The sequence below is a fragment of the Frondihabitans sp. VKM Ac-2883 genome, from assembly GCF_015350875.1.
In the GTDB taxonomy this organism is placed as follows: domain Bacteria; phylum Actinomycetota; class Actinomycetes; order Actinomycetales; family Microbacteriaceae; genus Frondihabitans.
Genome location: NZ_JADKSF010000005.1, coordinates 19,026 through 44,590, shown reverse-complemented (window position 1 = coordinate 44,590; position 25,565 = coordinate 19,026). Strand labels below are relative to the sequence as shown.

Genomic DNA, 25,565 nt, shown 5'->3' with positions numbered 1-25,565 from the left:
TCGTAGGTGCTGCTTCAGATGGTGCGAGTGGGTGGGGCCCGGGTCAGCGGGCAGGTGTCGTGCGCGCCGACGCATCGGCCAAGACACCGGCAACGGTCTGCACGATGAGACCGAGCGACACGGCACCGGCATCCGGTGTTCCGAGGCTCTTCGCCGCGTGGGGCCGAGCACGGCCCATCTTCGGCAGCAGATCCGCGGTCTGCCGAGCTGCGGCGGACGCGACATCGGCCGCGCCGTGCCAGGCATCGACGAGCCGCTCCCCGGCCTCCACGCGTTCGGTCAGCACCGTGCTGAACGGGACGAGGACGTCGACCATCGTCTTGTCGCCGACGACGGCGCCGAAGTCGAGGATCTCGGTGGTCGCCTTTGCGACCCCGGCGGCCATACGCTCACCGGACGCCGGTGCGACGTCGGTGAGCGCGGTACCGAGCGCGGTCAGCGCCGAACCCCAGAGCGCACCGGAGGTTCCGCCGGCGCGGTCGGACCAGGCGTCGCCGGCCCGAGTGAGAACCGTCTCGGATCCTGCGCCCCTTTCGACGGCCTCCCGAGCCGCGGCCACCGCTGCCGTGACCCCGCGCTGCATGCCGATGCCGTGGTCGCCGTCGCCGGCTACCGCGTCGATCCGGCCGAGCTCGTCAGCGTGCTCGTCGACCGTGACCTTCACCGCTTCGAGAGCGGAGAGCACGAGTGCGGCCGAGCGGCGGCTCTCTTCGGACGCCTCGGGGATCACCAGGGTCGAGGCCTCTTCATCGTGGAAGTCGGCGTCGAGGGCAGCCAGGTCGACCGACCCCTTCTTGTAGCCGGGGGCGTCCGCGGGGGCCCTCCAGAACGCCTCGAGTTCGTCGTCGAGCCAGAACAGCGTCAACGAGGCGCCCGCCATGTCGAAGCTCGTCACGAGCTCCCCCACCTCGGGCTCGACGATCTCGATGCCCGCTTCGGTGAGCAGGGCGTCCACGGCTCCATAGACGACGAAGAGTTCCTCGTACTTGATCGAGCCGAGACCGTTGAGGATCACGGCGACGCGCTGGCCGCGGGCGTCATCGATGCCCTCGGGGAGCTCGGCGAGGAGCGCGTCGACGAAGAGCTGGGCGAGACCGGACGCGCTGGGGACGTCCTGCTCTGAGATGCCGGGTTCGCCATGAATGCCCAGACCGACGGCCATGCGACCCTCGGGCACGGTGAACAACGGCTCGTCGGAGCCCGGCAGCGAACAACCGGTGAAGGCGACGCCGAGGGAGCGGGTGCGCTCGTTCGCCTTGCGGGCGATGCGGACGACCTCATCGAGCGAATAGCCCGCGTCAGACGCGGCGGCGGCGGCCTTGAAGACCGTCAGATCACCGGCGATGCCCCGGCGTTTGCGTTTCTCATGGAGGGAGGCGCTGGCGATGTCGTCGGTCACCGTGACCGTCTCGACGCGGAGTCCCTCGTCGCGGAGCTTCTCTTGAGCCTTATCGAAGTTCAGGACGTCGCCGGCGTAGTTGCCGTAGCTCAGCAGCACGCCCCCGCCGTTCTGGGCCGACTTGGCGACCGAGCGGACCTGCTGCCAGCTCGGAGAGGCGAAAAGGTTGCCGAGTGCGGCGCCCGACGCCAGACCTTGGCCGACGAGACCGCCGAACGCAGGGTAATGACCGGATCCGCCGCCCGTCACGAGGGCCACCGACCCCGGCGAGGAGGCCGTCGCCCGGACCACTCCCCCGTGCACCTTGCGCACCCAGCGGCGGTTCGCGGCGACGAACCCGTCGATCATCTCGTCGGCGAAGTCGGTCGGCTCGTTGTAGAGGCGCGTCATCAGCCGAGACCCGCCGCCGTGGCTGCCACCGGACGGTCGTCCGTCGGGGCCGCACCCGTATCGGCCCCCGCCTTGCGTTTGCGCGAGAGAAGCACCATCAACAGAGCCGAGACGAGGAGGAAGAATCCGACGATGAACATCGGCACCCGGTACGTTCCCGTCACGTCGGTGACGGCACCGGTGATGTAGGGGGCCGCGAACCCGGCCAGGTTGCCCATCGTGTTGATGAGCGCGATGCCCGCCGCGGCGGCGGTGCCGGTCAAGAACTGCGTGGGGAGCGTCCAGAAGTTAGGCAGGGCGGCGAAGATCGCCATGGCCGTAATCGTGATGACAGCGATCGTGGCCGCGGGCGAGTTCATGTACAGGGCGACAGGAATGCTGACGCCACCGACGACCGCGGGGATCGCGATGTGCCAGGTTTTGAGTCCGCGCTTCGTCGCATCGCGCGACCAGAAGTACAGGGCGGCTGCGGCGGGCAGATACGGGATGGCCGTGATGAGGCCCTTCTCGAACAGGCCAAAGCTGGTGCCGAACTGCTCCTCGAAGGTGCCGATGATGGTCGGGAGAAAGAAGGCGAGGGCGTAGAGGCCGTAGATGAAGCCGAAGTAGATGAACGAGAGCATCCACACGCGCCCACTCTTCAACACGCGGCCGAGGCCGACCCCGTGGCCGCCGATGCCCGTGGCGCTCGTCTCCGTGCCGATCTTCTCCGTCTCGAGCGTGGTCTCGAGCCAGTCGCTCTCCTCACGGGTGAGCCACTTCGCATCGGACGGCTTGTCTTTCAGGAAGAACCAGGCGATGACACCGATCAGCACGGCCGGGAGCGAGACGCAGAGGAACATGAACCGCCAGCCTTCGAGGCCGAGGGCACCGTCGTTCTGAAGGAGGAGCCCGGCAAGTGGCGCACCCACCACGCTTGTGAGCGGCTGCGCCAGGTAGAACAGCGCGAGGATCTTGGAGCGGTGCTTGCCGGGAACCCACAGGCTCAGGAACAGGATTGCCCCGGGGAAGAACCCGGCTTCGGCGACTCCGAGAAGAAAGCGGAGTCCTGCGAGCTGGGCGAAGTCCTGCACGAAGGTGAAGAGGAACGCGACAATGCCCCAGCTCACCATGATGCGGGCCAGCCAGCGACGAGCGCCGAAGCGGGCGAGAGCCAGGTTCGAGGGCACCTCGAGCAGGATGTAGCCGATGAAGAACACGCCCGACGCAAAGCCGAACTGAGCTGCCGAGAGACCGAGGCTCTGCTCCATGCCGTTCGGAGCTGCGAATCCGATCGCGGTGCGGTCGAGGTAGTTGATGAAGAACATCAACGCGACGAACGGCACCAGCCGGATCGAGATCTTGCGGATCGCGGACTTCTCGATCGGGTTGGGGGCAGTGTCGGCGCGGTTTGCGCTACGACCTGTGGTGCGGGTGGGGGCGTCCACATCGACTCCTGTTCATTCAACGACATCGTCGGATCGCGTCGGTGTGATCACCAGCGCGTCCCCTCAGCATGACTCTTTCGATTAAATCTGTCAACCGGTTGACCAATTAGGCCAGGAAGGCCGAATTTCGCCCACTGGGGCCGAGATCGTGCCCGGCTAGGCTGACTGCGTGCCCGCCTACCCCGACGACGATCCCGCCGCCCTGAGGCTGGAGCTTGAAGCCGTCCCGCGAGGAACAGCCGTTGCCGAGGTCGTCAAGCAGCTCATCTCCCTGCTCACGTCGGGCGAGCTGGCTCCCGGGTCACGCCTGCCGCCCGAGCGGCAACTCGCCGAGAAGCTGGGCGTCGGGCGCTCGGCCGTTCGCGAATCGCTAGCGGCACTCGAGATCCTCGGCATCGTCACCGTGCGACCAGGATCCGGCACCTACCTGCGCGACTCCACGTCGGAGCTGCTTCCGACCACGCTGAGCTGGGGCCTCATGCTCTCGGCTTCTCGTACCCGCGAGCTCATAGAGGTACGAAGTGGGCTGGAGATCCAGGCGGCTACCTATGCCGCCAGCAGGATCACGGACGCCGAGATCGCGGCCCTCGGCAGTCACATCGAGACGATGAAGGCGACCCTCGACGACCTCGACCGTTTCGTGGAGGCGGACGTGCGCTTCCATCTGCAGATCGCCGCAAGTGCCGACAACGTCGTGCTGCGCGACCTCTTGCAGAGCGTTCGCTCACTCCTGCGACTCTGGGTCGAGCGCGGACTGCGCGACCGAGAGCAGGGTGAAGTCGCCCTGCGAGAGCACATCGGCATCTACGAGGCGATCGCCGCCCGAGACCCGGCCGCCGCCGAGGCCGCAATGCGCGTGCATATGAGCACTGCCGGCGACCGCGTCGCCAGCCTCGACCTCGACGCCTGACCTGGGCCGCGCAAGAGCGCGTCGAGCGCGCTCCGGCAGGCGCACAACCGCGCAAAGCAAAAGGCCCTCGACCAGACAAATGCTGGTCAAGGGCCTTTCTCTTGTTGCGGGGGCAGGATTTGAACCTACGACCTCTGGGTTATGAGCCCAGCGAGCTACCGAACTGCTCCACCCCGCGGCACAAGAAATGACTCTAGCACGGGATCCGGCACGGGTCTAATCGAGGCCGGATCGGGTCACGTGCGCGTGAACTCCGGTGTTCGGGCGAAGCACTCCTGACTGCAGGCACGCGACCGGCGCGACCCTGAATTCAGGTGGCCAAGCAGCCGGCACACCTGACGGACGCGCGCTGATCGCCCCCACTCCTGCATTCCAAGCCCCCTCACCTGACTTCAGGATCCGGCCACCCGAGATCACGAACAGACTTCTGCATCCGCGCCCTGCCGCTCCGCACCCGACCCCGCGATTGCAGCGGCCTCAACGACAAACGCCGCCGTGCACCCGAACTCGGGTGCACGGCGGCCTTCGTGCGGGGCAGCTAGCCTCTAGTCGCTACTCGCCAGTCGCCGGGATCTACTCCGACGCCTTCACGGCCGCCTCAACGGCCTTCTGGAGCGCGGCGTCCGCCTCGGCAGCCGCCACCAGGTCGTTTGAGGCGTAGGCGGCCTTGCGGTCGTCGAGGGCCTTCTGTGCGTCTGCAAGCGCCGAGTCGAGGGCTGCACTGGTGCCGGCCCCGGAGCCGGTGCTGCCCGACGTCGCGCCGGATCCTGATGTGGACCCCCCGCCGGTCGAGCCGCTGCCGCTCCCGGTCGAGCTGCTGCCGCCGCCGGTCGTGCCGTCACCGGTCGTCGGAACTCCGCTGTCGCCCGTCGAGGCACCCGCATCGCCGCCGAAGATCGAGTCGAGGGCCTCTTGGAGGGTGTCTTCGAACGCGATCTGCCCGCCGAATGACACCAGGATCTTGCGAAGGATCGGATAAGAACCGGAGGAGTTCGACTGGACGTAGACAGGCTGCACGTAGAGCAGCCCACCGCCGACCGGCAGGGTCAGCAGGTTGCCTCGTGTGACCGAGGTGTCACCTTGACGAAGAAGCGCCAACGTGTTTGCGACCTCTTCGTTCGAGTTGAAGTTCGCCTGCACCTGGTTGGGCCCTGGCACGCTGTCGTCTTTGGGCAGGGTGAGCAGGGTCAACTTGCCGTAGTCGCTCGAGACCTGCCCCTTGGTGGAGCCCGCGTCGGAATTCGCCGCAAGGTAGCCGGTCAGTACGTTACGTGCATTCGAGGCCGCAGACTGCTGAGGCTGGTAGGTCGTATAGAGCTGGAAAGCCGCATCTTGGCCCGGAAGCTTCATGGTCAGGTAGTACGGCTGTTGTTCGGCCGACTTCGTCGACGTCGAGTCGGAGGCATCGGTGGGAATAGCCCATGCGTCGTCGCCAGAGAAGAACGACCCTGCGTCTGTCACGTGGTACGTCGCCAGAGTCGCACGCTGCATCTTGAACAGGTCTTCGGGGTAGCGCACGTGACTGAGCAGCGTGCTGCTCATCTCACTCATCGGCTTCACCGTCGAGGGGAACACCTTCTGCCAGGTTTGGAGGATCGGATCGGTTTTGTCCCACGCGAAGAGGGTGACCTTGCCCGAGTACGCGTCGACGGTCGCCTTGACCGAGTTGCGGATGTAGTTGATGTTGTCGGACGCGAAGGCGCTCTGAGCACTCTTGTCTGCCGCAACCGTGTTCGACAGGCTCTGCTGATCGGAGTAGGGGTAGTCGTCGCTCGTAGTGTAGGCATCGACAATCCAGAGGACCTTGCCGTCGACGACAGCGGGGTAGGGATCGCCGTCGAGCGTGAGATACGGGGCGACCTTCTTTACACGGGTGGCAGGATCGCGGTCGTAGAGGATTTGCGAATCGTTGTTGACTGCGTCAGAGAGGACGATCTGCTCGGACTGGAACTTGATCGCATAGATCAACTTCTTGAAGACGTTGTCGAGCTTGGGCCCGCCGTCGCCCGTGTAATTGGTGGTCGGGTTTCCGGTTTCGTCGTTCGAGCCGGAGGGATAGTCGAGCTCGATCTTCTTGCTCTCGTTGCCCCCCACGATCGAGTAGGCGGGGTTCTTCTCTCCGAAGTAGACGCGAGGCTGGTAATCGGACGAGTCGCCGAGCTTGCCCTTGACCGGGATGTCGGACTCGAGGAACACCGGCTCACCCTCGGAGCTGCGCTGGTTGCCGTAAGCGGCCACGACGCCATAGCCGTGTGTGTACACGAACGTGGAGTTGTAGTCGTTGTTGGCCGAGCCGAGGCCGGCCGTGTTGAGCTCGCGCACGCCGATGACGGTGTCTTGCACCTTGCCGTCGATGCGGTAGCGGTCGACGTCGAGCTTGTCGGCGAACGAGTAGTACTGGCGCAACTGCTGCAGCTGCGCGAAGGTCTCGGTGACGAGCGCGGGGTCGATGATGCGGATGTTCTCGGTGGTCACCGCGTCGCTGGCCAGAGCGCCCTCCGTCGCGCTCGACTTCGCCTGGTACGTCTCCTCTTTCACATCAGAGACCCCGTAGGCGTCGCGGGTCGCCTCGATATTGCGCTGGATGTACGCCGACTCCACACTCTTCTCGGACGGGACGACGGTGAAGCGCTGGATGATCCACGGGTAGATCGCCCCGATGAGCAGGCTGATCACGAGCAGCGCGACGGTTCCGATGATCGGGAAGCGCCAGCGGCCGATGACCGCGGTGACGATAAAGAGGATCGCGACGACCGCAGCCGCGTAGGCCAAGATTTGCTTGCCGGGGATGCCCGCGAAGACATCGGTATACGTGGCGCCGACGATGCGCTTGCCGGAGCCGTCGGTCAGCGTGGCGTACTGGTCGAGCCAGAGGCTGACCGCCTGAAGCGCGAGGTAGAGGGCTGCGGTGACCGCGATCTGAATGCGGGCGACGCGAGAGATGCGCACCTCGCGACCGGAGAAGCGCAGGGCGCCGTAGAGGTAGCTAGTCGCGAGCGCGGCGATGACGGAGAGGAGCACGACCGCCGACGCGAAGCCCACGAGCCCTTGATAGAACGGGAGCGAGAAGACGTAGAACCCGATGTCGAGACCGAACTGCGGGTCGGTCTTGCCGAACGGGGTGCGGTTCAACCACTGCAAGACCATAGCCCAGTGCGTGGAGGCGGCGATGCCCCCGAAGAGCCCGAGCACGATCGGAATGCCGAACATCACTGTGCGGCGGAGCGGCTCGATGACCTGCTGGTAGCGGTCGAGTTGCGAATTGAGCTTGGCGTAGACGGGGCGGAAGCGGAACGCGATGTCGATGCTCGCGTACACGGGAAGCGCCATGCCCAGGAACCCGATGAAGAAGAGCGCGGTGCCGGCGATCCACTGCGTCATGATCACGCTGGAGAACCCGAGCTGCTGGTACCAGAGGTAGTCGGTCGCGAGCCCTGAGAAGAGGAAGAAGAGGATCACGAGACCGGCGAGAATGCCGATGGTGACGAGGACGGGAACTCGCGGCGAACGACGACCGGTGACGGCCGACGACGCTGATGCAGAGGAAGTCAAGAGGTTGCTCCTGGCTGATGGAGAGGTGGAGTGGCCATCCTATGTGCCCAACCTCCGAGCTACGCCTAGTGGCGAACAGCCTGTGGAGAACCCGTGCATTGGGTGCCGACCGACCTCATGGCAGGCCGAGTCGCACCGGTCAGGACGCGGGGCAGGTTGGCAGCGCGGCCGTGTCGCCCTTGTCGGCGATCGTCTTCAGCACTGCGACCGAATCGTCGAGATCGGACACCGCGTAGACGTCGAGGCCGGACGGAATGTGCCCGGTCACCTCGGAGCAGTTGCTCTTGGGAGCGAGGAACACCGTGGCGCCCGAGTCGCGCGCCCCGTACATCTTCTGCCGGATTCCGCCGATGGCACCGATCGTGCCGCCCGCCGTGATGGTGCCCGTGCCGGCCACCTTTTTGCCGCCATTGAGCTCGCCCGGAGTGAGTTTGTCGATGATTCCGAGCGCGAACATCTGACCCGCGCTCGGCCCTCCGACGTCGGCGAGCTTCAGCGAGACCGTGAAGGGGAACGTGTAGGCCACGCTGGCGCCGATGCCGAGGAGGTACGTGCCGCTCTGCTCCACGGGGGTCACGGTGGCAGTGCGGACGGTCGTGCCAGACGACCCACTCGAGGATCCTCGGGTGTACGTGATCTTTGCGGGTTTCGTTCCGTTCTCGGCCACCAGCGCTCGGAGGGAATCGACGTCACTGTTCTTCGACAGTGAAGTGCCGTTGATCGACCGGATCACGTCGCCCTTCTTCAAGACCCCGTCGGCCGGGCTTCCCTTCTCGACCGCGCTCACGGCGATCTTCGTCGTGACGTCGAACCCTTCGTGTGCCAGGGCGGCCGTGATGGCGGACTTCTGGCTCTGTTCCATGTCGATCGTGTTCTGCTGATCGACCTGCTTGTTCGAGACGCCCGTCGGGTAGATGGCCTCGACCGGGATGACCGCCTTGCTGGGGTCGAACCACGCGCTGACGATCTCTGCCCAGTTCGGTCGCTGCGCCTGGTTGCCCAGAACGCTCACGGTGAGAAGGTCGAGCGAACCCGCGGTCGGGTAGGTCTCGTGGCCCTCGATCGTGATAAGGGGCGTCTGCTTACCGTCGAACTCGTTCGTGCCGAGGGTGTCGAAGACCGGGCCCGGCTGCTCGATGAGGTACGGCGCCGGGAGGACGGAGAGGACGATGCCAATGAGGAGGGCAATAGCCAGCACCACTGGGCCGAGCCACCCTCGTCGAGCCGGGGTATTCGGGCGGGAGGCGGGGGCGACGAATCGAGCCAACTCGGTACTGCCTTTCGGGGAGCGACGAACAGCTGCGGGCTGTTCGCCCTGGGCGCAGAGGCGGACCTTGCGAGAAGCGGGCGAATCCCAGACTGTTCGTGTGGCCAGGAGATAGCGTAGTTGCCATGTCTGAAGATTCGCAGCCGGGCCCCGAAGACGAGTTCCGCGACATGCTCCGGCAGTTCCTCTCGGGTGATTCCGAGATCGACCCGTCGAAGCTCGTCGGGGCGGCTGGTCTGCCCAATGATCCCGCTTTCATGGCACGGCTCATGAGTCAGCTCCAGTCGGCCGTCAGCCGCTCGGGCGACGGGATCGACTGGACGCTCGCCACCGAGCAGTCCGCGAGCATCGCCACGCAATCGGCGATTGAGACGTCTCCCGGCCAGGTGAGCGCCCTCGAGCAGGCGTTCCACGTCGCCGCCCTCTGGCTCGACGAGGTCGCGCACGTGGCCGAGCTCACTGTCGAGCCCCGCCTGATGACCAGGGCCGAATGGGCCTCGGCAACAATGCCGGTGTGGAGCCAGCTCGCCGAGCCGGTGGCCGACTCCATCGCCGACTCGCTCACCAGCGTGCTCCGCGACCAGGCGCCCGAAGAAATGCGCGAGATGCTCGCGGGCGCCAGCCAGGTGATGCGTAACGTGGGCGGCGCTCTGTTCGCGATGCAGCTCGGCCAGGTCGTGGGTCAGCTCTCGACCGAGGTCGTTTCCGGCGGCGATGTCGGAATCCCCCTCCTCGACGACCAGCAGGCCGCTCTCGTTCCACAGAACGTGGCCGCGTTCGGTGACGGCCTCGACATTCCCATCGATCAGGTGCAGCTGTATCTGGCTGTCCGCGAACTCGCGCACGCTCGCCTGTTCCGCCACGCCCGATGGCTGCGCCTGCACCTCATCTCGTCCATCCGGGAGTTCTCGCAGGGCATCTCGATCGACACCGGTCGGCTCGAAGAGCTCGCCGCCGACTTCGACCCGTCGAATCCCGAAGAGCTGCGTGAGGCCATGGCGAGCGGTGCCCTCATCCCGCCGAAGACAGAAGAGCAACTCGCGGCGCTGGCTCGCCTCGAGACGACCCTCGCCCTGATCGAGGGGTGGGTCGACGTGGTCACGGCGAAGGCCACCGAACGTCTGCCGAAGTCGTCGTCGATCGCCGAGACCGTTCGCCGGAGGCGCGCCGCCGGAGGCCCCGCCGAGTCGGCATTCGCGACCCTGGTCGGGCTCGAACTCCGTCCGCGCCGACTTCGCGAGGCGGCCGCCATGTGGCAGGCCGTCAGCGACGCCGCCGGCGGCGAGGTTCGCGACTCGCTCTGGGCCCACCCCGATATCGTCCCCACCAGCGACGACATCGACGATCCCCAGGGCCTGATCGCGCGACTGACGGGCGGCCAGCCCGAGCCCGACGACGTCGACCGCGCCATCGAAGACCTCCTCAACGACGTGAGCGACGACCGCCCCCGCGAGGCCGAAGACGGAACCGCCGAGGATCCGCGGAGCTAGCTCGCCTCGGCCTCGCTGGGCCTGTAGATCGTGGCCTCTGGATCGGGGCCTGTGGAGAACTCCAGCGCGATCTGCGCGGATTGTCGATGCTTGTGGGCATGGACATCCGACTCGATCCCCGTCTTCCTCTCGTGTGGCGCGATCCGCAGACTCTGCAGATCGGCGTCGATCGTCCCCGAGCCGTCCTCGACGGGGTGACGACCAAGCAAGAGCGCATCATCGCCGCCATCGCCGCCGGCCACGGCCGCTCCGGCACGCCGCCGATCGCGCAGCGGGTCGGCTGCCCCGATCACGAGGTCGCCGAGCTGGTCGAGCGTCTCCGGCCCGCACTGGTGTCACCCGGCCCCGGCGAGGGGCCGATCGTCGAGGTGCCGGGATCCTCTGGTCTTTCTGCCTCGATTGCCGCGATGCTCACCGCCGAGGGGGTACGGGTCGACCGCGACCTCCCCCACGACGACGTTGGCGAGACGCCCGCCCTCGCCATCGCGGTGTCGTCGCACGTTCACGATCCGGTCGTGACCTCGGGATGGCTCCGGCGAGACGTTCCGCACCTCTGCGTCGTCACCGGAGACTCGTTCGCGCGGATCGGCCCGGTGGTCGTGCCCGGGGTGACTGCCTGCTGCCGGTGTCTCGATCTGCATCGGGCCGACGTCGACTCCGCCTGGGGGGCCATCGCCGGTCAGCTCTGGGGGCGCCCGCCTCGCGAGCACTCGCCACTCCTCGTCGGCGAGATCGCCGTTCGGGCGAGTCGGCGAGCGCTGAACCGGCTGACGGGCAGCGCCGACCGCCTTCCCGACGCGGTGCTCGAGATGCTCGACGTCGACACCGGGGAGGTCACGACGTCGGTGAGCCGACCTCATCCCGACTGCGGATGCGGAGCTCCTCCAAGAACCGGCTCGGGCGACGCTCCTGCATCGATCGGCCCTGGCCTGTCCGGCTCCACGAGAGATTCAGCCGTTGCCGAGCTCGTGTGACACCGACGTAGAGGAGGCGCCGCTCTTCGTCGATGCCCTCGAACGTCTTCGCGTAGCTGATCGGCATCAGCCCCTCGCTCAAGCCGACGATGTAGACGCTCTCCCACTCGAGCCCCTTCGCGGAGTGCAGGGTGGCAAGCGTCACGGCCGACATCGTGGGCTCGTGCTGGCCGACCTGGCGAGCGAAGAGCTCGTCGACGAACTGGCGCAGGGTGGTGCCCGGCACCGCCGACTCCGCCAAACCCATGAGGGTGTTGAGCGATTCCCAGCGGTCACGGACGGCGCCCCGTTGTTCGGGGGGTTCTTGCGCCCAGCCCAGCGAGCGAAGCACATCGCTGACGGTTTTGAAGAGGGGCTCGTCGACGATGCTCACCGCGGCGCCCTTCAGCATCATGAGCGCCTGCTTCACCTCGCGCAGGTCGAAGAAGCGGGTCGACCCGTGCAGGCGCGTGCTCACGCCGGCGTCTTCGAGCGCGCGCTCGAGAGCGGCGGTCTGCACATTGACGCGAAAGAGCACGGCGATCGACTCGGGTGGCGTTCCCCCACGGATCTCGGCGGCGATCGACTCGGCGACGGCACGGGCCTCCGACGAGTCAGACGAGTGGTCGGTGATGCGCGGCAGGGGGCCGGGGACCGACTGGGCGGGATGCAGGTGGAGGGCACCGGGCCGACCCCGCATCAGCTCGTTGGCGGTCTCGACGATGGGCCTGGCCGAGCGGTAGTTCTGTTCGAGTCGAAGCACGGTCGCGTTGTCATAGCGAGAGCCGAAACCGAGCAGGTACTCCGACGATGCTCCGGCGAACGAGTAGATCGTCTGGCTGGCGTCACCGACTACACACACGTCGTTGCGATCGCCGAGCCAGAGGTCGAGCAGATCCTGCTGCAGGGGCGAGACGTCCTGATACTCGTCGACGACGAAGAAGCGGTACTGCTCGCGCACCTGCTGCGCGACTCGCGCTTCGAGTTCCAGCATCCCCGCCGTCGCCAACAGGACGTCCTCGAAGTCGAGCTGCCGGCGCGAATCCTTGATGTCTTCGTAGGCCTGGTGAAGGTCGAGGGCTTGCTCCGATGTCACGTTCTGAGGCAGAGCCCGGCTGGCGAGGGAGTGCGAGTACTCCTCCATCGTCAGACGCGAGACTTTTCGCCACTCGATCTCGGCCGAGAGGTCGCGAAGACTGGCGGTGTCGAGCCGAAGCCGGAGGGTCTCCGACGCGTGCGCGACGAGCTTGGCCTTGCTCTCGAGCAACCGCGGCATCGTGCCACCCATGGTCTGCGGCCAGAAGTAGGCGAGCTGGGAGAGCGCGGCGGCGTGGAAGGTGCGGGCCGCCACTCCCCCGGCGCCCAGCACTCGAAGACGCCCTCGAAGCTCGGCCGCGGCCCGTGAGGTAAAGGTGAGTGCCATCACTCGGTTCGGCGCGTAGACACCGGTCGCGACACCGTAGGCGATGCGATGCGTGATGGCCCGGGTCTTTCCCGTGCCGGCCCCGGCGAGTAGGCAGACGGGCCCCAGAAGTGTCTCTGCGGCGACGCGCTGCTGCTCGTCGAGACCTGCGATCAGGTCGGCGGCCTCCATCGGTCGTACGCCGCTCAGTCGTCGAGCTCGGCGCCGAACCAGTCCTCGATGATCGCGCGCGCGATCGAGGAACGGCCGGGCAGAATCACGCTGTCGCCGGCGCCAGCCAGTTCGTCGCGGGTAAACCAGCGGAGGTCGATGATCTCCGCGCCGTCGGGCTCGAGGGTGCCGGGGTCGGCCGGGTCGACGGTCGCGCGGAAGCCCACCATCAACGAGGCAGGAAAGGGCCAGGGCTGCGAACCGAGATAGACGGGGTCGACGACGCGCACACCCGACTCCTCGAAGATCTCGCGCTGGACGGCGTGTTCGAGCGACTCACCGGGTTCGACGAACCCGGCGAGAAGCGAGAACCGGTTCTTCTCCCACAGGGCATTGGAGCCGAGCAGCAGACGATCGTCTTCGTCGGTGACGCCGACGATGATCGCCGGATCGGTGCGCGGGAAGATCTCGTGGCCATCGTCGGGGTCGATTCGCACCCAGCCGCCCTTCGCCGGTACGAGGGGCCGCCCCGTCCTCGGCGAGAACCGGTGCGAGGCGTGCCAGTTCGCAATGGCGATCGCTTCGGTGGCGAGCCCGGCATCCCGGTCGCTCAGCCCGGTCGCGAACATGCGAAGATTGCCCCATTCCTCCTCGGACGCGAGGGTCGCCGCCTGGTCGTCGTCGAGAATCGCCGCGACGATCGGAGTGCCGACGGGTTCTGGGGCATCGGGGTCGAGAGAGCGCCCCAGGTAGACGAGAGTGGACTGCGTCGGAATCGCATCGGGTGACAGGAGCGAGATCGACGAGCTCCCGGCGAAGAGCGCACGCCCGTGCCACACCGGCACCACGCGCGTCGCCGAATTGGCGAGCAGTTCAGGAAAAAGGCCCTCGCGCTCCCGGGTGAGGTAGTCACGATCGATCTGGTGCCGAGAGAGCGGGAGCTTCGCCGCGAACGACTCCTGGCTTCCAGAGGAACGTTCAGGCATCCGACCACCAATCGACTCGAGGAACCAGCGTGGCGCACGAGGCAGGCCGTGGCTGTCGGCCTACCCTTACGGCATGGCCAGATCCCACTTCACTCTAGCCGCGTTGGCGACGGCTGCCGTCGCCGACCTCGACGTCCGCCGGGCCGGCCCACACGGCTCCATCGGCGCCGGCGATTTCGACTCCGCTCGACTCTCGGGCTCGGGTGGCGAGGAGTGGATCATCCGGGTTCCGAGAACGACGCGCGCCGAAGCTCAGCAGTCCGCCGATCTCGTGGCCATCCGCGCGCTCAGCCAGGGAGTCCGCAGCCGGCTCTCGTTCGGAGTGCCGTCGTATCGCGGCCAGGCACCCATCGCCGAGACGCGAGCAATTCTCTACGACTACCTCGCGGGCGAGCCCCTCGTCGTCTCCGAGATGATCGCAGGATCCGGCCTCCCGTCGTCGGTCGGAGCCGCAATCGCGGCCATTCACTCGCTCCCCACCAGCTTCGTCACCGACTCGGGGCTCACGAGCCACACGCCCTTCGAGGCCATGCGGTCGTCCGCCAGCGTGGTCGACCGCGCCGCGGCGACGGGGCTACTCCCCGCCGCTCTCGTGGAGCGCTGGGAGTCGGCGATTCAAGACAGTCAGCTCTGGCAGTTCCAGCCGACGGTGATCAATGGATCGCTCGAGGCCTCGTCGGTGCTGGTGTCGGGCGACCGGATCAGCGGAATTCTGGGGTGGCACGAGCTGCAGATCGCGGATCCTGCGCGTGACCTCGCCTGGGTGCTCGGAGCCCCCAACGACGACAGCGTCGATGCGGTCTTCGACGCGTACGCGGCGGCCCGCGGCACCAGCGAGCGCCAGCTCCGCAACCGCGCGACGCTGTACCACGAGCTCGATCTCGCGCGGTATCTGCTGCACGGCAGCCACACGAAGAACACCGAGGTCGTCGATGATGCCGTCGCGATGATGTCTCGGCTGGTCGATTCGGTGCAGCAGTCCGACGAGCGCCCGCTGGTGTCGGGGTCGACCGAGGCGTTGGACGTCGCCGGCGTCGAGAATTTGCTGGCGACGACGGAGCGACACCGGAGCGAGTCGGCCTGACGCGGTGCCCGTCCCGGCCGGTTGCCGACGGTTGCACCCGGTTCAGCCAGCCCGCCGGCACGGAGGCCCGTGGTACGGTCAGAGCCTCGCTTCGACGCCACCCCACAGCTTCTCGAGCTCATCGCGGTCGCTGACGTGGCTCGGCTCGAGCTTATCGTCGTCGGCCACGAAGTAAAACACCGCGTCGATCTGGTCCGGGTCGATACCCCGGAATGAGGCGTACGCCTCCCGGTAGAGCGCGAGCTGGAGCTGCTTGAGCTGGAGCTCGTCGGCGTCGCGCGGCGCCTTGCCCGTCTTCCAGTCGACGACCTGAAAGCGGCCGTCGCGTTCGAACACGGCGTCGATCTTGCAGATGACGGTGCGAGAGCCGAGGGGCAGGTGGATCTCGAGCTCGACGTCGACGGGTTCGAGTTCAGCCCACTCCGACGCCTCGAAGGTCGCCTGCAGCTCTGCCAGCCGACGGGCGTCGTCGACATCGATCGGTACTCCCGCGGCGAGCACACCGCGCTCGCCCTCGTCGAGGTCGAGATCGAGCCCGCCGGAATCGAGGGTTTCGAGTCGGCCGGTGGGCCGGTAACGCGCTTCGACCCAGTCGTGGAAGAGGGTGCCGAGACGCGTGGCTCGATAGGGCCTCTCGGGCAACGGCCGCCGAAGCGCAGCGACCACTGCCGCCGGGTCGTCGACGTAGTCTTTGAATCGCGACGCGGGGATGCGCTGCGGAAGAGCCGTCACAACCGCGTTCTCTCGAGCCGCCTGTCGTTCGCGGAGCAGGAGCTCGATATCGGCGTTCCAGCGGCCCGCGTCGTCGTCGTGTCGCTCGATGGCGGTCTTCACCAAGGCGGCGGCGTTCTCGACCGCGGGTCGCCGGGCACCGAGCGGGTCGAACGGCCACTCGGGGGTGCGGTACTCCGCCGCCAGGGGGTTCTCCTCGAACGCCGACGCGTCGGGCAAGAAACCCGCGTTGATGATCTCCGCCTCGGCGAGCTCGCGCAGATAGAGGCTGGCCGTTCGCGGTCGCTTCTGTGTGGCCCAGAACGACCCGGTCAGCAGCAGGGCGTCTTGCGCACGGGTGAGGGCGACGTAGGCCAGACGGCGCTCTTCGGCGAGGTGGCGCTGCTTGAGCTCGTCACGGAACACCTCGACGGCTTCATGGAACTCGTTCTGGTCTTCGGCTCCACGCCAGGCGAGCACCGGGAGTTCCATCGCGTCGCCGCGGAACTCGTAGGGCAGTTCGCCGAACGCGACCCAGCCGTTGCCCTCGCGAGCTGTGCCGGGCAGCTCGCCCTCGACGAGCCGGGGCACGGCGACGAGCTGCCATTCGAGGCCCTTCGACCCATGCACGGTGAGCAGTTGGACGACCCCGGCCTCGCTGGCGTCGGAGCGCGGCCCCATGTCGTCACGGCGCTCGGCCGCGCTGATCCAGGAGAGGAACCCGGCGAGGCTGGCCGACTCGTCGATGGCCGCATAGCCCGCGACCTCATCGTCGAACGCCTGCAGGTACGCCCGGCCGTGAACGGAGCCGCTGACCGCCGCCACCTCGATGTCGAGGAGCATCTCCTGCTGCACCAGAGCCACGAGGTCGACGAGATCGAGCCCGACCCGGTTGCGTAGGAAGGCCAGCTGTCGCGCGAGCGCCCGCAGCCTCGAGAGGCCCTTCGGGCTGAATCGCCGCAGCTGCCCGTGCGATTCGGGAGCCGTGCCCACGAAGTCGAGTGCGTCGACGATCGACCCGTCTTCGCCCGCGGCGACGGAAGCCCGCAGTCGGGCGCGCACCTCGTCGGGCAGCTTCTGCTGAGCGTGGTCGTGTTGGAACAGCCACGACGAGACCTCGCGAAGCATCGCGATGTCGTGGATGCCGATGCGCCATCGGGCCCCGGCCATCAGCCGAATCAGTTCCGACCCGGCTGCCGGATCGTGCAACACGCGCAGGCAGCTGACCAGGTCAACGATTTCGGGTCTTGACAGCAGGCCGCCCACCCCCAGGATGTGGAACGGCACCCCGCGCGCACGCAGGGCTGCAGCGAAGGCCTGCACGTTCTTCTTGGAGCGGAAGAGCACCGCGGCGGTGCGCTTCGTTCCGTCGGGATTCAGGATCCGCAGCTCCCGTTCGAACCACTCGGCCACCGCGGCTGCCTCTTCGGGCAGGGTCTCGGCGAAGGCCGCGCTGACCTCGCCGAGCGGCGCGTTCGGGCGGGCCGCGAGCGTGCCGACCGCGACGTCGGATCTGCGGGACAACTCGTCGACGACCACGTTGGCCGAGTCGAGGACCCTGACCGGGTTTCGCCAGCTCGTCGAGAGCGTGTATGAGGCATCGGGTCGCGCGTCGAAGTCGACCGGGAAGCGCCCGAGGTTCGCTGCGCTCGCGCCCCGAAAGCCGTAGATCGACTGGTGCGGATCGCCGACAGCCATGACCGCTGTGCCGCCGAAGAGGCGTGAGAGCAGTCGCGTCTGAACGACGCTGGTGTCTTGGTACTCGTCGAGCAGCACTATTTTGAACCGGTCGCGGTACTCCCCCACCACGCTGGCGGATGTCTCGCAGACCTCGAGGGCGAGGGCGACCTGGTCGGAGAACTCAACGAAGCCCCGACGCGCCTTCTCGTCGGCGAATGCGGTCGCGAGGTCGACGAGCGGGGGAAGCGTCTCGAGTGCTGCAGCTGCCCGTCGCACGTGGGGACGAGGCGCTCGACCGCTGAACGGCAGCGAGGCGACGTCGAGGAATCGGTCGGCCATTGCCGACACGGCAGCGGGGTCGGCGACGTTCTCGCCGAGGGCGTGGCTCAGCGACAGGACGGCCTCGGTGATCTGGTCGACCGACTTGCCGAGGGTGGCGAGACGCTCGTCGGTGCTCCGGATGACGAGGGAGCGGGCGAGCTGCCAGGCCGATGCCTCGCCGAGCAGTTGCGACTCGCTCTCACGGCCCACGATCAACGCGTGATCGCGGAAGATCGCGTTGGCAAACGCGTTGTAGGTCGACACGGTCGGCGTCTCGAACGGGTCGCCCTGCGTGTCGAGGAGGCCGCGCTCGATGAGAAGGTCGATCCGCCGGCCGATCCTCTCGCCGAGCTCGCCGGCCGCCTTCCGTGTGAAGGTGAGCCCCAGCACCTCGGGCACTGTGACGAATCCGTTGGCGAGCAGCCAGACGACTCGACTCGCCATCGTCTCCGTCTTGCCGCTGCCGGCGCCCGCGACGACCAGGGCTGGCTCGAGCGGCGCCTCGATGACGGCGCGCTGCTCGATCGTGGGCGGAGGCAGCTCGAGGGCCTCGGCGATGTCGATGGCCGAGTACTGAACTGAGAGCGTAGACACGGCGACACCCTCGTCGAAAGAATCGCTCACTGGGTGACCTCTCCGACCACGTGGATTCGGCACGAGCCACCGTGCCGTTGGAGGCAGTGCTCGTCGATCCGCGCCTCGAACACGCGCTTCGCCATGCCGCGGGCGTCGTCTTGCACGCGCTCTCGGAAGGCCGCAAGGGCCTCCCCGTCGAATGCCGTCTGCGATCGCTCGACGTAGGGCTTTCTGGCGGTCGACACCGCGACGAACAGGAGTTTCGCACCGCCCCGGGGCGAGTCGGCCGAGGCCGCCTCGAGCGCGCCCTCGGCGAGCGCCAGCTGGTAGCTGCCGAGCTGCGGGTTCTTCTCCGCCTCGGGAGCCGAGGGGGCGTACTTGCCGGTCTTGAGGTCGACGATGACGACGCTGCCGTCGGCCTGCTGCTCGACCCGGTCGATCATCCCGCGGAGGAGGGCGGGCGCCGCGTCGAGCTCGAAAGCCGACTCGGCGCCGAGCAGCGTGGAGTTGCTAGCGACGAAGTCGGTCAGGTAGGCCGAGAGGCTCTCGGTCATGGCACGCGCGCGTTTCTTCTCGGCGGCTCCAATCCACTCCGACTCGAATTCGAGCTCGCCCCAGCGCGCCTCGACGCTCCTCCAGAGCGAGTCGGCGTCGATCTCGACGGCGTTCTCCATCACGTCGTGGATCACCGTGCCGAGCCCCATGGCCGTGCTCGACGACGAGCCGCCGAAGCGGTCGACGAACCAGTGCAGCGGGCACTCCTCGAAACTGCCCATGGCCGACGGCGAGACTCGCACGCGGGCCTCGGGATCGTCGAGGTCGACGAGCTCGTCGAGGGTGGAGGGCTCGTGGAGGCCGTACCACTCGTCGGGAGCAGCGCCCGCGACGTCGGCCGCCGCGAGGCGCGCCAGGCCGATGGCGGCATCGGCCGAATCGACGGCGCTGCGGGAGGCGAGCTGCGCGTGTCGGAGGTGGCCCACGAGGCCCCGCAGCGACAGTGGCGGTCGCACGTCGACGAGCGGGGTGGTGGGCGGCAGCAGGCGGAGGAACATCGACGGCGACTCGTCGTCGTTGGCCGTGCACGACAGGATGACCTGCTGACGGGCCCGCGAGACGGCGAGCGCGAACATCCGGAGCTCGTCGGAGAGCACGCCGGCCCGTCGGTCGACGACGGACGCCCCGGCGGAGGACCCGGCGGCAGACGAACCGGCGGGAGCTCCGGTGGGAGGCGTTTCACCGACGGACGACACCGAAGGATCCCCCTCTGCCGCTTCGACCAGAGCGTCGGGAGAGAGCAGCCCGCCCCGCACCCGCAGATTCGGCCACACCCCGTCTTGCAGTCGGGCCACGACCACGACGTCGACCTCGGCCGCGATGGCTCCGGACGGGGTCGTCACGAGCACGGTCTCGGCGAGCGCCTGCGGCGACAGCGTGTCTTCGGGCACATCCGCGTCGATCATCGCGTCGAGAAAGGCCAGCGCCGAGGCCTCGGGCGACCGCTCGACGAATCGCTTGGCCGCGGTGAAGAGCGCCACGACCCCGTCGAGCTGCCGGTCTGACTCGGAGGCGACGATGCCGTGCCCCCGTGACTGCGCGCTCCAGTCGTCGGCGAGGCCGCTTCGCTCCCAGAGCCCCCAGAGGATCTCTTCGATACTGAGGCCTTTCGACGCATCGGCGCGGGCGCGGTCGAGGCTCGTCGCGAAGCGCCCGGCCCGCGCGGCGAAGCGGGAGTCGATCGTGGCGAAGCGGCCCGGCCCGGAGAGCGCCTCGACCAGCAGTTCGTCGGCGGATCGGGTGCCGCCGCCCGCGAGCTCCTCCGCCCGGAGAGCGAGGCGAAGGCGGCGAAGGCTGAGGGAGTCGAAGCCGGCGAGCGGCCCGGCGAGCAGTTCGCCCGCGACGAGCGGCGTGAGGGCGTCGCGCCCCGTGGCCACCGAGGCGGCGAGGAGGAGGTGCCGGGCACCGAATTCGTCACGCACCGCGCGACCGGCGATTGGCGTGCGGGTGGGCACCTCGGCCAGGTGCAGCGATCTCGCCACCGCGGGCACCAGAGCACCGCTGCGGACGACGACCATCATCTTCGACCACGGAACCCCGCCGAACAGATGGTGTTCGCGGAGAGCCCGGGCCACCGACGCGATCTCGTGCGCCGGGCTGTCCGACTCGATGCGCTGCAGCGCAGCAGCGCCCAACGACTCGGGCGCCGCCGAGAGTGCCGCGTGCTGTCGCCCGGCACCGGCCGTGCCGATTCGGTCGGTGATCGACGAGACGAACCCCCGCAGCGAGGGCTCGTGCCGGTGCACCGATTCGAGCGTGATGGTCGTGACCCGGGAGAGGCCCAGCCGGGTGGCGAGGCGGCCGAGCACGTCGGGCGAGCCGCCGCGAAACGCGTTGGTGGCGAGATCGGGGTCGCCGAACGCGATGATCGCCACTCCCCGTCGGGCGAATGCTCGCAGCAGCGCGAGGGTCGACTCGGTCGCCTCCTGGGCGTCGTCGACGACAATCACCCTCAAGTCAGCCACGAGAGGAGACGACTCGCCCCGGTCGAGGGCTGCGACCGCGTAGTCGACGAGCTCGGCGGCGTCGAGGGCCGACACCTGGAGGCCGTCGACGACGGCGTGGTATTCGTCGGCGAAGTCGGCGACGGCGCTCCATTCAGGACGACCGTTCGTCGCCCCCAATTCACGGAGCCGGTTCGCGTCAATGCCGTGCTCGGTCGCGCGCATCAGCACCTCCCTGAGCTCGGTGCGGAACCCTCGCAGACCTCGGACGACCGGGCCGAGCTCGTCGGGCCAGGCAGGCCCGGTGCCCTCGTCGAGATGCCCATCGAGAAGGTCGCGGATGATGGCGTCTTGCTCTCCGCCCGTGAGCAGCGTGGGCGCGGGGCTCGACGCCAGCCGCGCCGCGTGCCCGACGATGTCGAAGGCGAGCGACGAGATCGTTCGAGCGAGAGGGCCGGGCGACGGGATGTCGAGGCGCCCCGCGAGGGTGTCTCGGAGCGCGGTGGCCGACCCGCGCGTCGGCGACAGAGCCAGCACGGCCGCCGGGCCCCACCCGTCGCGATGCACCCGATCGAGCACGAACTCGATCAGCGCCGTCGTCTTGCCCGACCCGGGGGCGCCGATCACGGCGGCACTCTCGCCGTCGGCAAGCTCGAGGACGAGGCGCTGGGAAGCATCCAGGGGTGCGATCACGCTGTCGACGCTAGCGGCTGCCGCCGACATCGAAGCGCAGGATCCGACGGCTGGCGACCACGGGGATCCTCGGCTCTTCTGCCCAGAGTGAACGCCGCCCGCGGGCTTCGACGAAGTCGGATATCGTCGTGCTCGTGGACATTCGCATCGGTATCGCCAACAGCCCCCGTGAGATCACCCTCGAGTCGAACGACTCCCCGACCGACGTCGAGAAGGTCGTCGCCGAGGCCCTCGACGGAAGCAAGACGTACTTCACCCTGAAAGACAGCAAGGGCAAGGTCTACATCGTGCCCACGTCGGGTCTCGCCTACGTCGAGGTCGGCAGCGTCGAGCGCGGCCGCGTCGGCTTCGTCAGCTAACCGTGGAACTCCTCTTCGCCGCTCTCGGCGGTGCCCTGATCGGCCTCATCGTGCACTTCGCCCTCCCCGGGCAGGCGACGCGGGGGTTGTTCTGGGTCGCCGGCTGGTCGACCTCGGCCGCCATCGTGGTCTGGGAGGTTCTCACCTGGCTCGAGTGGAAGTCGGACGCCGGCTGGATCTGGATCGTGACGCTCCTCGTCGCCGCGTTGACCGCCGTCGGCGTCGCGCGCGTCTTCGCCCGGCGTCGAGAGGCCGCCGATCGCGAGTTGCTCGAAGAGCTGTTCCAGGGTCGCAAGACCGCCTGAAGCGCGCATAGCGGGTGCGGCGGTGTGCAGGATCCTGCCGTCTCGTCGGCGAGCCAGTCTCGGTGACGACTAGGCCGTCAGGCCGAGGGCGTCCATCCGCCGAGTGTGAGCGGCGATCAACTCGGTGAAGACCGGTTCGAGTCGCTCGTCGTCGGCCGACTGGTGCGAGGCCGCGATCGCCGCGCGGGCCACCAGAAGAGTGTCGCCGACGAGACGGCGCCCCCAGAGGGCCAGCCGTGAGGCCAGGCGAGGATCGGCTCCGATCCCGAGCGACAGTTCGGCGACGATCGCCGTCTCATCGCTCTCGGCATCGACTTCGAGACCGGCGACCACGCGATCGCGGTAGTCGCCCGGCAGACCATCGGCGAGGCGGACGAACACGTCGTCGAGCAGGCCGGCTGCCACGTAGGTCGCCAGCATGGCCTCGTGCCAGTCGCGGCCGGTAGTGCGGCGCTGGAAGTCGTCGATCAGCTCGGCGTGCGGCTGCATCACGTCGGACGCGTCTTTGTCGGCGCGCACGATCAGGGTGAGCATGGCCTTGTGTCGCTCGAGGGTCGACGCCGCGATCACGCCGGTCAGCGCCTTCGTGCGGGTAGACGAAGCCAGGCTCGACGCGTGGCCGAGCGACTCGAACAGAGCGAGCTGGAAGTAGGCGACGAGGCCGAGGTAGACGTCGAGATCGGGAGTGAAATCGCCCAGCTCGACCCGGCTCACCGGGATGGGCCTCGGGGCAGGTCGGGGACGCTGACCGGCGGTCGACGACCGACCGAACCGGAACCCCTTCCACGACACCACGGCACCACCTTAGAGGGTTGCGGCCCGGCGTCCGGTGAGGGCTGGCATGCGACCGGCTAAACTGTGGGCTTACCCCTCTATATGAAACAGGGCCACACTTGACATTCAGCGACCTCTCCATCGACCAGGACATGGTCGATGCACTGGCGGCAAAGGGCATCGTCGAGCCCTTCCCGATCCAGACCCAGACCATTCCGCTCGCTCTCTCCGGCCAAGACATCATCGGCCAGGCGAAGACCGGCACCGGCAAGACCTTCGGTTTCGGCCTCCCGATCATCCAGCGCATCGGCCACCACCCGGTCCCCGGCGTCAAGGTGCTCGTCGTCGTGCCGACGCGCGAGCTGTGCGTGCAGGTGACCCAAGACCTCGAGATCGCCACGGCGAACCGCCCCGACACGAAGATCGTCTCGATCTACGGCGGTAAGGCGTACGAGGGTCAGGTCGAGCAGATCAAAGACGGCGCGCAGATCGTCGTCGGCACCCCGGGTCGGCTCCTCGACCTCGCGGGCCAGCGTCTGCTCAACCTCAAAGACGTCACCGAGGTCGTGCTCGACGAGGCCGACAAGATGCTGGATCTCGGGTTCCTCTCCGATATCGAGAAGATCTTCGCCCAAATCCCGCCGACCCGCCACACCATGCTCTTCTCGGCCACCATGCCTGGGCCGATCGTCGCCCTCGCGCGCCGCTTCATGACTAAGCCGATCCACATCCGCGCCACCGACCCCGACGAGGGCCTCACGCAGGCGAACATCAAGCACGTCGTCTATCGCGCGCACTCGCTCGACAAAGACGAGGTCATCGCGCGCATCCTCCAGGCCGAGGGTCGCGGCAAGACCGTCATCTTCACCCGCACCAAGCGCGCGGCTGCCAAGCTCGTCGAAGAGCTGAACGACCGCGGGTTCAGCGCTGCGGCGGTCCACGGCGACCTCAACCAGGAGCAGCGCGAGCGGGCCATGGCCGCCTTCAAGGCCGGCAAGAAAGACATCCTGATCGCGACCGACGTCGCGGCCCGAGGCATCGACGTCAACGACGTCACGCACGTGATCAACCACACGGTGCCCGACGACCACGACACCTACCTGCACCGTGCCGGCCGCACCGGCCGTGCCGGCAAGACCGGAATCGCCGTCACCTTCGTCGACTGGGACGACCTGCACAAGTGGGCCCTCATCAACCGCGCGCTCGAGATGAACATGCCCGAGCCGGTCGAGACCTACTCATCGAGCCCGCACCTCTTCACCGACCTCGACATCGCCGAGGGCACCCGCGGCCGTCTCAAGCCGACGTCGCGCGAGGTTCCGCCCCGCACGGCACCGTCGACCGGCGGCCGTTCGTCGGGTGGGCGCTCCGAGGGGCGCTCGTCTGAGGGCCGATCCTCCGACGGTCGCTCGGGTCGCTCGCGCACCCGAGGCGGCGACAGTGCAGGATCCTCCTCCCCCGCCACCGAGACCAGCGCGCCCGCCGAATCGAGCGAGGGCGAGGCTCGCCCCGCACGCTCACGCAGCCGCAACCGCCGACGTCGCCCGGCCGGCGAGCAGTCGTCGACCTCGCAAGCTCCTCAGGAGTAGCGAGGGGCCCAGCTCGACCGGGCTCCGTCCCCAGCCCCGTTCCGAATTTGAAGGAGATTCGCGCCGTTTCGCGAAAGTGAGGCGGATCGGCGCGGCATGCCGCCAGGATTTCCTTCGAATTCGGGAGGGTGCAGGGCGCGGGCCCCAACGCCGAGACTCGTCTGGCGAATCAGCCGACGAACGGCGCCGACCCGGTGGCTCGGTCGATGATGCGCTCGAGCTGCTCGGGCTCGGTGGTGTTCTCGCCGAGCCGGTTTGGTTTGCCCTCGCCGTGGTAGTCGCTCGACCCGGTCACGATGAGGTCGTACTGGTCCGCGAGCGCGCGCAGCGTCTGCTTGCCGCCCTCGGTGTTGTCACGGTGGCTGATCTCGACGCCGCCGAGCCCTGCTTCGACGAGCTCAAGCAGGTGGGATTGCGGCAGGTTCGCCTCACGCCCGCGGGTGGCCGGGTGCGCGAGCACCGGCACGCCACCCGCCGCACGGATGATGCGGATGCCGAGCAGGGGCGAGGGCGCCTCGTGCGGTTCGTAGTAGCCACTGCGCCAGTGCAGGATCCCGGCAAACGCCGCACTGCGATCCCGGGCGTAGCCTTTCGCCACGAGGGCATCGGCGATGTGGGGTCGACCGAGAGTCGCCCCCTCGGAGGCCTGGGCGAGCACGTCGCCCCAGTCGATGTCGTAATCGGCGCCGATACGCGTGACCATTCGCTCCGCGCGGTGCAGCCGGTCGTTGCGGAGACGGGTGGTCTCTTCCACGAGTTCGGGCGAAGCCGGGTCGAAGAGATACCCCAGCATGTGCACGCTGTTGTAGCCGACCCGGGTGGAGAGCTCCATGCCGGGAATGAGGGTGAGGCCGGTGCCCACGATTGCCGCTCGCGCCTCGTCCCAGCCGCTCGTCGAGTCGTGGTCGGTGAGAGCCACGGCCGCGAGGCCGGCCGTCACCGCGCTGGCGATCAGGTCGGCGGGAGCCTCTGTGCCGTCGGAGACGCTGCTGTGGGTATGCAGGTCGATCGGCCCGGTGATCATGGAC

General features: G+C 68.0%; 17 protein-coding genes, 1 tRNA gene and 1 pseudogene. 7 read left to right on the top strand and 12 right to left on the bottom strand.

The genetic code is table 11. The annotated features are described in order from the left end of the window. Positions 1-43: 43 nt before the first annotated feature. Together ITJ49_RS10580 and ITJ49_RS10575 are read right to left on the bottom strand one after the other, a co-directional pair. Entirely contained in the window at positions 44-1,789 is a 1,746-nt protein-coding gene (locus ITJ49_RS10580) for a dihydroxyacetone kinase family protein (RefSeq protein WP_194604982.1), read from the bottom strand. Next, on the bottom strand, positions 1,789-3,096 hold the full coding sequence (locus ITJ49_RS10575; protein WP_194605518.1) for an MFS transporter: 1,308 nt from the start codon (positions 3,094-3,096) through the stop codon (positions 1,789-1,791). The genes ITJ49_RS10580 and ITJ49_RS10575 overlap by 1 nt, the downstream gene beginning before the upstream one ends. Before the next feature lie 289 nt (positions 3,097-3,385). Between ITJ49_RS10575 and ITJ49_RS10570 the strand changes: the two genes are divergently transcribed. Next, entirely contained in the window at positions 3,386-4,126 is a 741-nt protein-coding gene (locus tag ITJ49_RS10570) for a FadR/GntR family transcriptional regulator (RefSeq protein WP_194604979.1), read from the top strand. Positions 4,127-4,230: 104 nt separating this feature from the next. Here the strand turns inward: ITJ49_RS10570 and ITJ49_RS10565 are convergent. The 3 genes from ITJ49_RS10565 to ITJ49_RS10555 form a co-directional block, all read right to left on the bottom strand. Then, positions 4,231-4,304: transfer RNA gene (locus tag ITJ49_RS10565), tRNA-Met, on the bottom strand. 395 nt (positions 4,305-4,699) lie between these two features. Beyond that, a complete protein-coding gene (locus tag ITJ49_RS10560) occupies positions 4,700-7,678 on the bottom strand; it encodes a UPF0182 family protein (RefSeq protein ID WP_228514375.1) in 2,979 nt (992 codons plus the stop codon). Positions 7,679-7,817: 139 nt separating this feature from the next. Then, entirely contained in the window at positions 7,818-8,879 is a 1,062-nt protein-coding gene (locus ITJ49_RS10555) for a PDZ domain-containing protein (protein ID WP_370544469.1), read from the bottom strand. Positions 8,880-9,070: 191 nt separating this feature from the next. Here ITJ49_RS10555 and ITJ49_RS10550 point away from each other — a divergent pair, with 191 nt between their 5' ends. Together ITJ49_RS10550 and ITJ49_RS18215 are read left to right on the top strand one after the other, a co-directional pair. Beyond that, on the top strand, positions 9,071-10,435 hold the full coding sequence (locus tag ITJ49_RS10550; protein WP_194604973.1) for a zinc-dependent metalloprotease: 1,365 nt from the start codon (positions 9,071-9,073) through the stop codon (positions 10,433-10,435). An 86-nt stretch (positions 10,436-10,521) separates the two neighbouring features. Further along, positions 10,522-11,292, top strand: a pseudogene (locus tag ITJ49_RS18215) (hypothetical protein); the annotation flags it as partial. On the opposite strand, the gene ITJ49_RS10545 reads toward ITJ49_RS18215, so the two are convergent. Together ITJ49_RS10545 and nudC are read right to left on the bottom strand one after the other, a co-directional pair. Next, positions 11,270-12,982, bottom strand: a complete 1,713-nt coding sequence (locus ITJ49_RS10545) for an ATP-dependent helicase (protein ID WP_194604970.1) — start codon at positions 12,980-12,982, stop codon at positions 11,270-11,272. The pseudogene ITJ49_RS18215 and the gene ITJ49_RS10545 sit on opposite strands and share 23 nt — an antisense overlap. Positions 12,983-12,996: 14 nt before the next feature. Beyond that, complete coding sequence (nudC, locus tag ITJ49_RS10540) at positions 12,997-13,947, bottom strand: NAD(+) diphosphatase (RefSeq protein ID WP_194604967.1); 951 nt, start codon at positions 13,945-13,947, stop codon at positions 12,997-12,999. A gap of 73 nt (positions 13,948-14,020) precedes the next feature. Here nudC and ITJ49_RS10535 point away from each other — a divergent pair, with 73 nt between their 5' ends. Beyond that, positions 14,021-15,031: a phosphotransferase gene (locus tag ITJ49_RS10535; protein ID WP_194604964.1), complete on the top strand. Its 1,011-nt coding sequence runs from the start codon at positions 14,021-14,023 to the stop codon at positions 15,029-15,031. Between the two features lie 78 nt (positions 15,032-15,109). On the opposite strand, the gene ITJ49_RS10530 is transcribed toward ITJ49_RS10535, so the two are convergent. The 3 genes from ITJ49_RS10530 to ITJ49_RS17880 are packed head-to-tail and all read right to left on the bottom strand — an operon-like array spanning position 15,110 to position 21,652. Continuing rightward, entirely contained in the window at positions 15,110-18,337 is a 3,228-nt protein-coding gene (locus tag ITJ49_RS10530; RefSeq protein WP_370544468.1) for a UvrD-helicase domain-containing protein, read from the bottom strand. 26 nt (positions 18,338-18,363) lie between these two features. Continuing rightward, positions 18,364-21,510: a PD-(D/E)XK nuclease family protein gene (locus tag ITJ49_RS10525; RefSeq protein WP_370544467.1), complete on the bottom strand. Its 3,147-nt coding sequence runs from the start codon at positions 21,508-21,510 to the stop codon at positions 18,364-18,366. A 10-nt stretch (positions 21,511-21,520) separates the two neighbouring features. Continuing rightward, on the bottom strand, positions 21,521-21,652 hold the full coding sequence (locus ITJ49_RS17880; protein ID WP_255521726.1) for a hypothetical protein: 132 nt from the start codon (positions 21,650-21,652) through the stop codon (positions 21,521-21,523). On the opposite strand from ITJ49_RS17880, the gene ITJ49_RS10520 reads away from it, so the two are divergent. Both ITJ49_RS10520 and ITJ49_RS10515 read left to right on the top strand, forming a co-directional pair. Beyond that, positions 21,645-21,869, top strand: a complete 225-nt coding sequence (locus tag ITJ49_RS10520; RefSeq protein WP_194604955.1) for a DUF3107 domain-containing protein — start codon at positions 21,645-21,647, stop codon at positions 21,867-21,869. The two genes, ITJ49_RS17880 and ITJ49_RS10520, sit on opposite strands and share 8 nt — an antisense overlap. Positions 21,870-21,871: 2 nt before the next feature. Continuing rightward, positions 21,872-22,174, top strand: a complete 303-nt coding sequence (locus ITJ49_RS10515; protein WP_055963010.1) for a hypothetical protein — start codon at positions 21,872-21,874, stop codon at positions 22,172-22,174. 69 nt (positions 22,175-22,243) lie between these two features. On the opposite strand, the gene ITJ49_RS10510 is transcribed toward ITJ49_RS10515, so the two are convergent. Beyond that, complete coding sequence (locus ITJ49_RS10510) at positions 22,244-22,969, bottom strand: ferritin-like fold-containing protein (protein ID WP_194604951.1); 726 nt, start codon at positions 22,967-22,969, stop codon at positions 22,244-22,246. 98 nt (positions 22,970-23,067) lie between these two features. Between ITJ49_RS10510 and ITJ49_RS10505 the strand changes: the two genes are divergently transcribed. Further along, positions 23,068-24,537, top strand: coding sequence for a DEAD/DEAH box helicase (locus ITJ49_RS10505; protein ID WP_194604948.1), 1,470 nt, complete (start codon positions 23,068-23,070; stop codon positions 24,535-24,537). 169 nt (positions 24,538-24,706) lie between these two features. On the opposite strand, the gene ITJ49_RS10500 is transcribed toward ITJ49_RS10505, so the two are convergent. Beyond that, a complete protein-coding gene (locus ITJ49_RS10500; RefSeq protein WP_194604946.1) occupies positions 24,707-25,561 on the bottom strand; it encodes a PHP domain-containing protein in 855 nt (284 codons plus the stop codon). Between the last annotated feature and the right edge of the window lie 4 nt (positions 25,562-25,565).

Coding starts and splice junctions, on each gene's coding strand:
- ITJ49_RS10580 (WP_194604982.1), bottom strand. CDS start 1,789: ATGACGCGCCTCTACAACGAGCCGACCGACTTCGCCGACGAGATGATC.
- ITJ49_RS10575 (WP_194605518.1), bottom strand. CDS start 3,096: ATGTTCTTCATCAACTACCTCGACCGCACCGCGATCGGATTCGCAGCT.
- ITJ49_RS10550 (WP_194604973.1), top strand. CDS start 9,071: ATGTCTGAAGATTCGCAGCCGGGCCCCGAAGACGAGTTCCGCGACATG.
- ITJ49_RS10545 (WP_194604970.1), bottom strand. CDS start 12,982: ATGGAGGCCGCCGACCTGATCGCAGGTCTCGACGAGCAGCAGCGCGTC.
- nudC (WP_194604967.1), bottom strand. CDS start 13,947: ATGCCTGAACGTTCCTCTGGAAGCCAGGAGTCGTTCGCGGCGAAGCTC.
- ITJ49_RS10535 (WP_194604964.1), top strand. CDS start 14,021: ATGGCCAGATCCCACTTCACTCTAGCCGCGTTGGCGACGGCTGCCGTC.
- ITJ49_RS17880 (WP_255521726.1), bottom strand. CDS start 21,652: ATGTCCACGAGCACGACGATATCCGACTTCGTCGAAGCCCGCGGGCGG.
- ITJ49_RS10500 (WP_194604946.1), bottom strand. CDS start 25,561: ATGATCACCGGGCCGATCGACCTGCATACCCACAGCAGCGTCTCCGAC.